The following is a 12,671-nucleotide window of genomic DNA, read 5'->3' as shown; positions in this document are numbered from 1 at the left end:
ATCGAGGCGAAAGCCCTGAATATATACTATGGCTGGATGTAGTACCTGCTCCACCTCCTCAGGAGGTACCGGTGGATGCCAAAATAATGGCAGCTGCGGCACGAGCGATTGCAATAAAATGAACTCGTTTGACTGGCTTTCCCATATGGGAATCCCTCAAGTAGATAACTTTGACATTGTTGAAATCAAATTCAAAGGCGGAAGGAAAGAGTATTTCCGTAACGTAGATTATCTCGCGTTGAATACGGGTGATCCCGTAGTCGTGGATGTGCCGAGTGGCCATCATATTGGTTACGTTTCGCTACAGGGAGAATTGGTCCGACTGCAAATGCAAAAGCGAAAAGTTCGAGACGATGATAACATCACCCGTATCTATCGCATAGCCAATCAAAAAGACATGGAAAAGTGGGAGGAAGCTCGGAATCGGGAAATTCCAACACTTTATCGCTGTAGACAAATTGTAGAAGAGTTTAAACTTCAGATGAAAATGTCTGATGTAGAATATCAAGCGGACAATTCCAAAGCAACGTTTTACTATTCTGCTGAAGATCGCGTAGACTTTCGTGAATTAATCAAATCACTTGCCGGAGAGTTCAAAATCCGGGTAGAAATGCGACAGATTTCACTTCGTCAGGAGGCTGGTAGGCTTGGAGGTGTGGGTGTTTGTGGACGGGAACTATGCTGTTCTACTTGGTTGGTGGATTTCAAGAATGTAACCACCTCCGCTGCCAGGTATCAGAACCTTTCACTTAATCCCGGCAAACTCAGCGGTCAGTGTGGAAGATTGAAATGCTGCCTAAACTATGAATTAGACACCTACATGGATGCCATCAAAGACATTCCTCAGGTCGAAAAACCACTCTTAACCGAATCGGGACCCGCAAAGCTTCAAAAAACAGACATCTTCCGTAAGTTAATGTGGTTTAGCTATAATAACGACAATGATTGGCACAGCATCACTTGCGAGCGTGTCAAAGAGATTCAGGGATTAAACGAACAAGGGATAAAAGTCTTTAACTTAAAAGTTGACAATTCTTCCGATGTAGTAGATTTGGCTGCACAGTCTACTCGAGAATTAGAACTATTGGATAAAAAATTCACCAAAAAGAAAAAGAAAAAGCCCAGAAATAAAGGCCGTTTGGAAGGTCAGCCCAACGGAGATAATTCCAAGACTACCCAGGCCGTGATACCAAATTCACAAAAATCTCAAGCACCTCAGTCTTCAGGCAAGGGAACTAGTCCGCTTGGGAATGCTCAAAAACAAAAAACTCCGGAAACACAGGCAGTTCCTCGAACAGAATCTAAAGAGGGAAATGAAGCAAGAAAAAAACGAAATAAAAACCGCAACAAGCCCAAGCCGAATTCGAATCAGGAAACTAGCCCAAAACCTCAAAATCAAATCAATAAACCGATCGAAAATAAAGCCGAAGGCAATCGGAAGTTTCCTCCTCGAAGAAATCAGGGACCAAACAATGGTGGCAATGAATAAGTGGCGTAAACTACTTTCATTGGCACTGTTGCCATTCCTTTTTTCCTGCACAGAAAGCCGGTTATTTGAAGAATTTCATTCCTTCGAGTCTAATTCATGGCACGAAAAAGACAGTGTAGCGTTTGATTTAATGGACTTGGATCAAATTAGCGGTAAAAAGCTCATAGGTGTTCGCTTCAATGAAACCTATCCTTTTTCTAACTTCTATGTTCGTATTATAAGTGCGGATTCCTTAGGATTAGTCTTGGATAATAAATTGGTTAATATTCCTTTATTTGATTCGAAAAATGGAAAACCAAAAGGAACAGGCTTTGGAAACACTTTCACTTTTTATGACACCTTGCCTTTTGATCTGCCAGAAAAAACCAAAAGATTGATCTTTTTACAGTACATGAGACAGGATAATCTTCCGGGAATAGAAGCTATTGGACTCAAAATCCTTAAATAAAAAATGAGCACCTTAATTAAAGGTGCTCATTTTTTTTGCATGCTGCCGAATAATCTGATCCAACTCCTTTGTCAATGGCTTAAGGTAACCGAATAACTTTTGATTTTCGCTATCCAACTGCTTGAAATCCATCAATTCAAGTATTCCCATCATTGAAGAAAGTGGCCCCCTCAAAATATGAGATGGACTCAAGGCCAGGTCTCGAAGTCGGTCATTTTCCCTGTTCAGGACTACCAATTGAGACTTGATTGGAGTGGTATCAACTACCTGAATTAAAACGCCTTCAACTATTTTTATGTCAGAAAAAATAGGTTTAATGGTTACATTCCAAAAAGCAAATTCTTGATTAGGCATCAACAACTTAATTTCCAATTCTGCGGTTTGTCCTTTTTTCGCATCCTCTATAGCCCTTAAAAGCTTGGAAAAGCGGTTGGCTTGGTTTGGAAAACTTAAGGCAAACCCCTCGGAGTAGGCCCTTCCTTTCCAAATTCTCCCCAGATTTTTCGCAGATTCGTTTTGTTGGATAAGTTTTCCGGCATCATTTAGAACAAATACAGAACCGGTAAATAGCGCAAGCATTTGGTTCTGAATTAAAGGTTTTTCAGGTATAGAATAAAAAGGAATTGCCTTTGGCATCAAAAAAAGATGAAATCCTTTAGGCGAAAGGGTTACCAAGGCCGCAAAAGAAGATTTACCCGGATAATCTGTGTTAATCAAAAAGCACATTGGCTTGTCTCCCGAGGAAATTTGAGAGAGCAAATGATTAAACTGATTCAAATCCTTGAAAAAAAGAGTTTTGGATATTTCCTTTCCTTCCCAATTTTCAGCTTTAGGGTCAAACCATTCTAAAATCCGATCATCCCAAGACAAGACCTTAAATTCCTGGTCTAAAACTATCTCACCAAAACCAAGAACGTCCACAAGATTATTCCAAGGCATTTCCTGTTCGAGGAACGGCATTCCCACACCAATCCCAATAATCCCGGAAACATCCATCTCTTGTGTGGTCACTACTGAAAACTCCCACCAAATCTGTGAGAAACCTTCATTTCTTAATGCAGGATGATCAAGCATCAAATGCCTTCTAATTTTTGGCGATCCCAACATCAATTCTAAGGAGTAAGAAAATTCCTGCTCTGAATTTGGAGAAAGAAAATCAGAAAATTGAAAATTGATCGGGTTAGAATTTATTCGCTCAAAACCCCTATTAACCTTCACCACCTTACCCTCAATGTCTGCGACAACGAGAAAAAAGTGATTTGAATCCATCAGGAATTCAGGAATAAGGCTTTCGATACTGTCTGTGCTGATCAAAACTTTCGGTCGATAAATGAATGACTATCCGAAATTTGAGTAAAAAATTTTATTAAAAAAAAGGGGCTATTGATGGAATTATATATCTCATTTCTCAATAAATCAGTAGATAATTCTTATCAAGACACTAAAAAGATGCTACTGAATTAAAAAATGTTTTTCATCCCAAAAAAGAATAAGAAAGGCGAAAGAATTTTTTTTTAAGTTTTAAATCAAATACCCGAAATGGTAAATAATAAGCACCTATACCTGTTGGAATCTAGACTGAGTAAAATCGGAATAATTAATTTCCTTTACCATCAGTATCAAAGCGTTGGCCAAATCCTGTTTGCAGGTGCATACTTTATATTTCCAGTCGGTACGATCGAAACGCTCTATTTCCAAGGAACCAAAAAGTCTCTGGATTTCATCCAGGGAATCAGAATATACCGAAATACAGCCATTGGTTCGGCCGCTTTCCTCAATCAAAAAATCACAATTAATAGTTTGAATAATCATTTTGAAAGTTATGTTTCGATAAAATTAGCTTTAGTATCTGTCAAAAAAATACCCAGTACTGGGTATTTTTCAATTATTTTAAAAAAAATCAAGAAATATTGAAGTGATTTTCAGGGCATTAATTTGATTTTAGTGAAAGAATGGTTGTTTAGCCTTCAGCACTTGTTTAAATCTTTTCAATTGGATTATATTTGCATCACTTAAGCCAAAGAGCTAACCGGATTAGAGGGTTGGGTGAGTGGCTGAAACCAACAGTTTGCTAAACTGTCGTACGGGTTAAACTGTACCGGGGGTTCGAATCCCCCACCCTCTGCAATTTTGAAAAAGTCCCAAATCTTTCAGATTAGGGACTTTTTTTTTGATTTAGAATAGAAATGAATTTAAGATTATTCTTATAAAAAAACTCTGTAAATCAGATATTTACAGAGTTTTGATTTTGTTTAAAATCCTATACTGTCGGGGTGACAGGATTTGAACCTGCGACCACACGCCCCCCAGACGTGTACGCTACCGGACTGCGCCACACCCCGATTTTGGGTTCGAATTTACAATTTTCAAAGATTTTAGAAAGCTTTAAAAATTATTTTTTAAGTCCTCAAAATAAAGCATCTGGTTTTCAATAAGATCGGATAAGTTGATTGAGCTTGTTAGGCTTGGTTTTTCTTAGACTGGCTAAACATGGCCTCAAAATTAGTTTGGCAGCAATGTTCACAACAAACCGATCCGGGATTCATAAGTAAAGCCTTTCTCAATGCCTCTCGCCCATTATTGAATGGCCCGAGATAATCTCGGTCAATCGCATCGGGAATCTGGGGACACTCTTTTTCGTGAATTTCAAAATGGCCAAGGTCATTTGGCTTGGAGGATAGATAAAAGAATTTCATAAAGCTAATTTTCAATTTCGTCAAAAATACGATGCTAAAAACTCTTGTAACATACCCTATATAGGGTATTTTTCGCATGTTTTTGAAAAAAAATTCACTGAATATTACTACTTATCTCCGGACCTAATTTCGGATTGCCGCATGGGCATAGCATCAATAATTCTAAAAATCGCCGCGGGTGAAGGCGATCCGAAACCCGAATTTTTAATACCGCCGTCCAGCCCTATTAAAACCCACTTTTCTTTAACAGTTGGATCAAGCTTCAATTTTCTCAAAAAGGCCTCTGATTGAATGGGTTCCTTGAAATTTGAATTTATTAGCTTGCTTTCCCTGAATTGAAAATATAACAGCTTCCTTGTGGTTAAATCCTTGGCCAAATCTTCTGAAAGCCAAGCAGCAAAACCTCCTTCTCCAGTGTAGATTAAAATCCGATGCTTCCAAAGCAAATCCTCTGGAAGACAATCCTTTTGAAATAATGACATAAAAGCAAAAACGATCAACCAATTCATAGCTTGAGAACATTACAAATTAAAAACAGTTTTAAATCTCTACCTGTTAGCGATTGAGTTATACCCACATCGGTTGATGTCTCTTCAGTTTCGAAGGTATAATTTATTCTATTAAATTATCAATTAACTCTTTTATTAACAAATACTTACAATATAAAATCAGTTCTTATACGATACGAGAAGAATAATAAACACTTGCAATCGTGAATACAGGGCTTAAGTATTTTTATCTGACTTTAATTTTAATTCCTGTTACTTTTTACAAACCCATCTTCTGCGAACACAGAAAGGCTTACTGAATCAAACTCAAGTCCCCTCATTGCCTACTACATAAACTTATCCGGATACGGTTTTTTCAAAATAAGATTTTTGAGGAGAAATAAAACCCCAATTCAAGTTGTTTCTTTCAGATAATTTACATTTTTTTACACTTGGTTCGGTTTTTGTGTTTTAAAACCTGAAATCCTTAAAATCAATTCATTGCCTGAAAATTCATTACAGCATACAACCTTGAGATAGTTATTAAATAAAAGATATCTATAAATGTATTTTATATATATAAAAAGAATTTTTTGTTGAATAATGAATTCTATGATTACCACCATTAATGCTTAATCTTTCGCCCGAGTCCGCGTACAACCTGAAAATCAAACATCTCCTGCTCGTCGGGCTTTTGGTGTTATGGTATGGCGTGAGTGTAGGGCAGACTACCATAAATGCTGGTCAAACGGTAAACGCTTCGACTATTACACCAGGCAATAGCATCATAATGAATAGTGGATCTGTTTTGAACATGGATGTAAATCGGTCTTTTGGAAATTTACAAGTTAGAAATAACAACACTAATACTAGTCAGATTTCCACAATTCAAGGCACCGGTATTGCCACCTTTTTTGAAATCGAAGTGAATGCAACTGCACCAGGAGGATCGCAATCCTCCCGAGAAATATCATTTGAAATTTCAAGTGAATCCACTGTTAATTGCACCAGCTTATCCGCAGGTACCGGAAATAGAAACAAATCTGCATCTATTCAAGGAACACTAAGATTATCTGGGTCTGGATCTCCGATCTCAACGGGTTGGACCACTTTTTCCATTGGCCCAAATTCTACTATTGAATACAATGGAGCTGATCAAACAGTCTTTACTGGTTCGACAGATAATTATCACAATTTAATTTTATCAGGGAGTGGTCCAAAAGGGATTTCTGGTGTAAAAACCATCGATGGGGATTTTACAATGTCAGGAAATAACACTACGACTGCCACCTCTAATGTTTTTGGAGGAATCGAAATTGTTGGCGATATGATAATTAGTGCGGGCAATACACTGACTTTATCCAGTAATACCCCTTCTCTAACTCTTAGTGGCAATGCAATCATCTCAGGAACGGTCATTTCTCCAGGAGAATCCAAAAGTATTGGTGGAGATTTGACTATCAACACTGGAGGGACTTGGACAGAAAACGGTGCATCTCCCGCCTATACTATCGCTGGAAGTTTAACCAATAATGGGACTTTTTCATCAGGGGGAGGACTATACAACCTAACTGGGATCAGCAAAACTTTGAATGGAATAATCTCCATTTCAAATACAGCTATAACTGGAAGCTATACCAACACAGGCACACTTAATGTTTCTTCTTCCTTAGGTGGTACAGGTTCACTAACTCAGGGAGAGAACTCGACACTTAACCTAGGCGGTACATCGACAATAAGCAATCTTGATGCTTCCACCAATTGTTTGAATACTGTAAACTTCAATGGAACGGCACAAACAATTAAGGGAGTCAATTACTGCAACCTCAGCCTTAGCTCCTCTGGCACCAAAACTTTCCAGACAGGAACTACCTCCATTGCTGGTAACTTTATCATCACCGGCACCGCCTCGACCTCAGCAGTAGCTGCCCTTACCATAGGCGGAAATGTAGAAATAGGTACCGGTACCACTTTCACCGCGGGGAACTTCAGCCACAACGTAGGAGGCAATTGGACACGGTCAGGAACCTTCAATGCGGGAACCTCCACCATCAATTTCAATGGAGCCAACCCTGCAAGCATCCAAGCCAGCACGTTTAACAACCTGACTTTCTCCGGAGCCGGAGCCAAAACTGCCTCTGGAAACTTGACTATCACCGGAAATGTACTGATCTCCAATAATTTCAATGCGGGTTCATTCACACATACCGTTAGCGGGGACTGGACACGGACGGGAACCTTCACACCCGGAACCTCCACTATAAATTTTAATGGAACCAACCCTGCAAGCATCCAAGCCAGTACGTTTAATAACCTGACTTTCTCCGGAGCCGGAGCCAAAACTGCCTCCGGAAACTTAACTATCACCGGAAATGTGCTGATCTCCAATAATTTCAATGCGGGTTCATTCACACATACCGTTGGCGGAGACTGGACACGGACCGGAACATTCACTCCCGGAACCTCCACCGTCAATTTCAATGGAAACAACCCTGCAAGCATCCAAGCCAGCACGTTTAACAACCTGACTTTCTCCGGAGCCGGAGCCAAAACTGCCTCCGGAAATCTGACAGTAAACGGCAACATTCTTATATCGAATAATTTCAATGCCGGAAGCGGGACTCATACCCTCTTAGGCAACTGGACAAACAATGGTTCCTTCATTTCCGGGACTAGTACAATCGCTTTCAATGGATCTACAGCACAGACTATTTCCGGATCCTCTACCAATTCTTTCATTTCCGTTTCCCTGAATAATTCAGCAGGGTTGACCCTCAGCTCAGCAATTTCAATCAACGGCACCTTAACCTTAAGCTCAGGAACAATGGCTGCAGGCACAAACCTGAGCATGAATTCCAACGCCGCGATTATTCGCAGCAGTGGAGCAATAACCGGAACCATACAGGGTTCAAACCCCTACAACCTCAGCTATCAGGGAGCAAGTAAAACCACCGGAGGAGAAGTCTCCGGTTCTGGATTAAACAATATTTCTGTGGCACTAAATGCAAGCCAAACCCTGACTGCAGGCAGTTCCTTCTCGGTAAGTGGGAGTTTGACTATCCCGGCCACTATCAACTTAAACATGGGTAGTTTTCAGCTTTCCGGAAATACCCTGAGCACTTCCGGCACCGGAACGCTCAGTACCCAAAGTACTTCAGCCACACCAATCCCCTTGAATCGGACTTGGAGTTTCTTGGTATTTTATAATAACCTGTCAGGAGGGCAAAAAATAGTTAGCGGAGTTTACCAAAACTTAAGTGTACAACTGAATTCAGGCACCACCACCTTAGGGCCCGAATCGGAAGGTCCAATTGAAATCGCTTCCGGAGTTTTTGAAAAAACTGGATCAGGAACATTGGCACCGGGCACATCCCTAGTTATCTTCAGTAGCCCAAGTTCCCAAAATTTACCTGCGATCACCTATAACAAACTGGAATTAAAAGGCGGAGGAGATAAATTCTTCACAGGAAACCAAAATATTCTCGAAAATCTATCCATAAATGGAACCGCCGTGGCAAGGCTCGGTAGCTCCAATCGTACCACAAATACGCTAACCCTAGGTGGAAATGGTCAACCAGTTGGAACTTTCGGCAGTACTGGATCGGCGGCAACTTTTCCCAACGCTCAGTATTTTGGGACCCTTGACACAGGAATACTCAATGTCACAACCAGCACTTTATCCTGCTTAAACGGTACATGGATTGGCGGCACTTCTACCGACTGGTTTACTGCTTCTAACTGGTGCGGGGGAATCCCAACAGCGGCCACAGATGTACTGATCATCTCCTCAGCACCTTTCCAACCCCTCATCAATACCAATGGTGCAGTGGCCCGAAACATCAGCATCCAAACTGGCGCCAGTCTTACAATTTCAGGCACCTTCACCCTGTCTGTTCATGGCAATTGGAACAACCTGGGAACTTTCACCTCAGGTACTAGCAGTACAGTAGACTTTACGGGAACCCCTTCCGCAGCCATTGGTGCTGGCAGCTTTGCAAACATTTCCTTCACCGGTACCGGTACAAAAACCATCAACTCTACCCTGACCGTAGCCGAAAATATTACTCCGGTTTCCACAGCAGTCATCTTAAGTGGCAGCAATACCCTGACACTCAACACAGGGAAAACCATGGAGATTCTAAGTTCCGGTTCATTCAGCACCGGAACTGGAAAACTTATCCTAAGCCCCGGAGCTCTCTATGTCAATAGAAGCACTTCCACCCCAACTTTGGAAATACAGCAAACTTTCACCGGTGCAAAAGGCTGGAGAATGATCGGAAGCCCTGTCAATACCACCTATGCTAACTTGACCAACGGCCTAGAAACCCAGGGATTCACAGGCTCGACTAATCCAAGCTTACAGCCCAACCTGCTGTGGTGGGATGAGACGGACAAAGGAACCACCCTACAAGGATGGAGACAGCCAAGTAACTTGAGCGCAGCAGCACCCGCAGGAAGAGGACATTATTTCTACATCTTCAATGGCGCCACCAAACCTGGTGGAGGAAGCTATACGGATGGACTTCCGAAAACTATCGCGCTCACAGGGACAGAAGTAAACCTGGCTTCTGGGGATTTTAATTTCGGGGTGACTTTTACGGCAAGGGACACAAATCTGGTTGCTCAGACAGTTGCACTAATAGAAGTGAATCAGGCAGATGAAGGATTTAATCTGATTTCCAATCCAACCGCAAGCGTAATTGATTTCTATTCCTCCACAGGATGGAACAAGGCTAATCTTGATCAATCAATCTATGTATGGAATCCCGCCACTTCAAGTTTCCTTACTTGGAACGGAACAACTGGTACGCTTGGCAGCGGACGAATCGCTCCCTTTCAGGCATTTTGGGTGAAAGCGAATGCGCCGAGTCCTGTTTTACAGTTAAGTGGAAATGAAGCCAAAACTCTGGCTTCGACTGCCTTCTATGGCAGAAAACAGAAGGAAAAAAATCTGACAATCAACCTGAATGTCGCAGGCGAAGGACTCGAGGCTGAATCCTTTATTTCTTTTGAAAATGACGGCAAAATCGGCGCCGACCCTAAAGACGCTTATCAGCTCGAATCGCTCGCCGAGGACTGGCTGCTGCTCTACACTTATGGCTCACTGAAATCCAAAAGTCCCTTGGTCATCAATAATCAACCCGCCCTCAATGGAGAGGAAAAAGTAATCCCCCTCCACTTGGCTGCTTCAAAAGGAGGACAAGCAATCACCGGCACCTACCTCATGAACTGGCAACTCCCTGCCGAATGGCCCGCCGCTGTCAATGTAGTCTTGATGGATCATATCAATCAAAAAGCAATCGATATGCGAAAAGAGTCCATGTACTCTTTTACATTCCAAGCTCCAAAAATCGCAACTACAAACGCAAGAAAATCCCTTGATCCACTGCAAATTCCCCAAGCTGTAGTATTTCAGTCACCTTATGAAAGCGGTGAGGTGAATGCGAGAGTTTCAAATTCTGGCAAACCCCTGCGTCCGTTCACCATCTACATCGGGGCATTCCCGAATGACCGAATCGAATATTTACCCGACTTCCCAAAACTGTTTGCTGCGGTTCCGAATCCGTTTAGCGAGCAGACCAAAATTCGATTCTATCTCCCTGTGGCCGAAAAAGTCGAAATCAGCATTTACGATTTGCTTGGCAATGGAGTCGGAAACTTCCCTTCCCAAGATTATGGAGCAGGAATTCAGGAACTAGACTGGATACCCAATGCGATCGACTTGCCAAACGGTCTGTATATCATTCGATTGAGCACTTCCACCGGACAATTCACCCAAAAACTGATCAAAAACTGATGAAGCGGACTCTATTTCTACTTTTCCTTTTCATCTCCGGATTAGTGGGTAATGTGACCTTGGCACAAGTCGATGATACCCGAAAGGCAACGCTTTCAGTTAGGGCTACAGCTACGGTGACGGATAACCTGCAGATGCTGACTATTCGAAATTTGGACCTGATAAGCCCTCCCATCCTAGACAATAAAATTGTGGTCCCCCCTATCACTAGTGGTTTTGCGGGGATGTTTAAAATCATCGGAAATCCAAATGGAAAAGTGCGAATTACTTTTCTCCAAAATGAAGTATTGAAAGAACAAAATGAAGGGATGGGAGAGGTAGCTGCCCAGTATTTCGTCAGCGAGGCCTTTGAAGATACTCAATTCCAAAGTACGCTTTTGCAAGTAGGTGAAGCGAATGTAGTACTCAGTGATCAGGGAATGCTTTTCCTATGGCTGGGAGCCAATCTGGATTTGTCTCAGGCTACCCCCGGACTATACTTGTCGGAATTTATCATCGAATTGGAATACATCTGATGGCGATCGGAAGAATATATCGAAGAAAGTTTGGGGTCTTGATCATTGCCCTTGGGGGATTGTTTTCCTCCGGGATGGGCTATGCCCAACGAATCAACTTCAGCACTTGGACCGGGAGTGATGACATCACCATAACACCGGTAATGGCCAGTCCAACCTTGAATTTCAATCAAAAGCAGTCCAATATATCTGCCAACAGCCCTGCAGTCACAATTAATCTTTCTGACATGCAGACGGTAGCCTATCGGATTGAAGCCCCTGAAGGATTTGACCTGACCGTAGAGGTGGATGCGCCTACTTTCCTTAGTCTGGGTGGCACGGGCACTGATCCGGCGACGCAAATTCCATTTCGGGTGGGAATTGCCTACAGTAATTTGCTAGCAGGCGATGAAATGACTGCAAAGGCAGGAGCTGTACAGCTCCCTTTGGGATTTTACAATGTGACTTTCCCCGTCAATCGAAGAATGGCAGGTACACCCGGGCCACCTCCAATTCCGATTTCTGGAGACTATGTGAGACCCAAAGCAACAGCTTGGTTTTTTATACACGGAGAACTTGGCCCAATCGGCCCGGTCAATGCCGGGCAGTACTTGGGAGATATTACCATCAACGTCTATTTCACCAGCAATGAGTAAGACATTCCGACATATCGCGGTGATGGTTTTCCTTACGGCAATGAGTACACTAGCCCATGCCCAAGTTGTGGCTATCCGGCTGGAAATCCCCGCAGGAATCAATTTCAGCGCACAGGTATTGGATCCAATGGAAGGAGGCACTTGGGAAAACAGCAAAGCGAAGGTTTGGATAGGGATTGAGGCACATGAAAACCTGTCTTTTCTGCTCGATCTGGAATTCCCGGAAAGAGAAATCCTACCTCCTCCCGAAGCCTACTTCCTAAATGATGGAAGTGCAGATTTCGAAACAGCGAGTAAGCTGGGTGTCGGATCACAAGAACTTCAGATGAAAAATCTTCCGAGGCTAATTCGAAACATGGAATCCAGACCCTCTCATCTTCAGGCTTGGCTTGGACTGCCGACCCTCAATGGAATTAAAATAAAAATAGAATACCCTTAACTAAAACATACAAACCCATAAAATCATGCCTATGGAAAAAGTCTTCTAGTAAATCACGCCAAGGATATCCCGGATATCTGAAGCAAATTAAAAAGTCCAAAATCTAATTTTTATCAATTTCTTATTTATCTAAACAAACAAACAACAAAATGAAAACAATCTTA

10 protein-coding genes and 2 tRNA genes are annotated in these 12,671 nt (G+C 42.1%); 7 read left to right on the top strand and 5 right to left on the bottom strand.

The features are described 5' to 3' along the window. Positions 1-28 precede the first annotated feature (28 nt). Positions 29-1,489, top strand: coding sequence for a regulatory iron-sulfur-containing complex subunit RicT (locus Q8M62_RS08790; RefSeq protein WP_304900560.1), 1,461 nt, complete (start codon positions 29-31; stop codon positions 1,487-1,489). Then, positions 1,482-1,937: a gliding motility lipoprotein GldH gene (locus tag Q8M62_RS08785; protein ID WP_304900561.1), complete on the top strand. Its 456-nt coding sequence runs from the start codon at positions 1,482-1,484 to the stop codon at positions 1,935-1,937. Before Q8M62_RS08790 ends, Q8M62_RS08785 begins: the two co-directional genes overlap by 8 nt. 12 nt (positions 1,938-1,949) lie before the next feature. Here Q8M62_RS08785 and Q8M62_RS08780 read toward each other — a convergent pair whose 3' ends face one another. Further along, complete coding sequence (locus tag Q8M62_RS08780) at positions 1,950-3,251, bottom strand: PAS domain-containing protein (protein ID WP_304900562.1); 1,302 nt, start codon at positions 3,249-3,251, stop codon at positions 1,950-1,952. A 243-nt stretch (positions 3,252-3,494) separates the two neighbouring features. Next, positions 3,495-3,749, bottom strand: coding sequence for a hypothetical protein (locus Q8M62_RS08775; protein ID WP_304900563.1), 255 nt, complete (start codon positions 3,747-3,749; stop codon positions 3,495-3,497). A 224-nt stretch (positions 3,750-3,973) separates the two neighbouring features. Here Q8M62_RS08775 and Q8M62_RS08770 point away from each other — a divergent pair. Continuing rightward, a tRNA-Ser gene (locus Q8M62_RS08770) sits at positions 3,974-4,062 on the top strand. A 143-nt stretch (positions 4,063-4,205) separates the two neighbouring features. Here Q8M62_RS08770 and Q8M62_RS08765 read toward each other — a convergent pair. The 3 genes from Q8M62_RS08765 to Q8M62_RS08755 form a co-directional block, all read right to left on the bottom strand. Then, positions 4,206-4,279, bottom strand: a tRNA-Pro gene (locus Q8M62_RS08765). Between the two features lie 117 nt (positions 4,280-4,396). Then, the gene (locus Q8M62_RS08760; protein ID WP_304900564.1) at positions 4,397-4,633 is read right to left on the bottom strand and encodes a hypothetical protein; all 237 of its coding nucleotides are present in this window, start codon (positions 4,631-4,633) and stop codon (positions 4,397-4,399) included. Positions 4,634-4,740: 107 nt separating this feature from the next. Then, a complete protein-coding gene (locus Q8M62_RS08755; protein WP_304900565.1) occupies positions 4,741-5,142 on the bottom strand; it encodes a DUF4174 domain-containing protein in 402 nt (133 codons plus the stop codon). Between the two features lie 607 nt (positions 5,143-5,749). Between Q8M62_RS08755 and Q8M62_RS08750 the strand changes: the two genes are divergently transcribed. Genes Q8M62_RS08750 through Q8M62_RS08735 form a run of 4 tightly spaced genes read left to right on the top strand, consistent with a single transcriptional unit; the run spans position 5,750 to position 12,507 of the window. After that, positions 5,750-10,918, top strand: coding sequence for a T9SS type A sorting domain-containing protein (locus Q8M62_RS08750; RefSeq protein ID WP_305668077.1), 5,169 nt, complete (start codon positions 5,750-5,752; stop codon positions 10,916-10,918). After that, positions 10,918-11,433 (top strand): hypothetical protein, encoded by a 516-nt coding sequence (locus Q8M62_RS08745; RefSeq protein ID WP_304900567.1) that lies wholly within the window; start codon positions 10,918-10,920, stop codon positions 11,431-11,433. Before Q8M62_RS08750 ends, Q8M62_RS08745 begins: the two co-directional genes overlap by 1 nt. Then, positions 11,433-12,068 carry a hypothetical protein gene (locus Q8M62_RS08740; protein ID WP_304900568.1) on the top strand — a complete coding sequence of 212 codons (636 nt, stop codon included), beginning with the start codon at positions 11,433-11,435 and terminating at the stop codon, positions 12,066-12,068. Before Q8M62_RS08745 ends, Q8M62_RS08740 begins: the two co-directional genes overlap by 1 nt. Beyond that, positions 12,061-12,507: a hypothetical protein gene (locus tag Q8M62_RS08735; RefSeq protein ID WP_304900569.1), complete on the top strand. Its 447-nt coding sequence runs from the start codon at positions 12,061-12,063 to the stop codon at positions 12,505-12,507. Before Q8M62_RS08740 ends, Q8M62_RS08735 begins: the two co-directional genes overlap by 8 nt. The last annotated feature ends 164 nt before the right edge of the window (positions 12,508-12,671 follow it).

Source organism: Algoriphagus sp. (assembly GCF_030694375.1).
GTDB lineage: Bacteria > Bacteroidota > Bacteroidia > Cytophagales > Cyclobacteriaceae > Algoriphagus.
The sequence above is the reverse complement of the archived record's forward strand: the minus strand, read 5'-3'. Positions and strand labels throughout refer to the sequence as shown.